Genomic DNA, 384 nt, shown 5'->3' on the forward strand with positions numbered 1-384 from the left:
ATAGAAAAACGTCAACTCACACTCGAGAATCTTGAATTGAAGCGCTCTTTAAAGGCCAGTAAAGCGCTTGGGCCGAGAATCATTGGTGACACGCAATCAATGACCGACCTGCGTTCTATCATCACTCATGTGGCAGATACTAACGCTGACATTTTACTCTTTGGTGAAACTGGCACAGGCAAAGAGTTGGTCGCACGCTCTCTACATGAACAAAGCAGCCGGCGAGAACAAAACTTCGTCGCCGTCAATTGCGGTGCGGTACCTGAAAACCTGATAGAGAGTGAACTGTATGGTCATGAGAAAGGTGCGTTCACTGGCGCAGAAAGCAAGCGAGTGGGTAAATTTGAATTTGCTCAAGGCGGAACTCTATTCTTAGATGAAATT

At 46.4% G+C, this 384-nt stretch carries 1 protein-coding gene; it reads left to right on the top strand.

Features of this window, described 5'->3' with window-relative positions; genetic code table 11:
- Window positions 1–384: sigma 54-interacting transcriptional regulator (locus AB4496_RS27035; protein WP_372133006.1), on the top strand; the 384-nt coding region annotated here is incomplete at both ends.

Origin of the sequence: Vibrio sp. 10N.222.46.A1, from assembly GCF_041473595.1 — a bacterium.
In the GTDB taxonomy this organism is placed as follows: domain Bacteria; phylum Pseudomonadota; class Gammaproteobacteria; order Enterobacterales; family Vibrionaceae; genus Vibrio; species Vibrio tasmaniensis_A.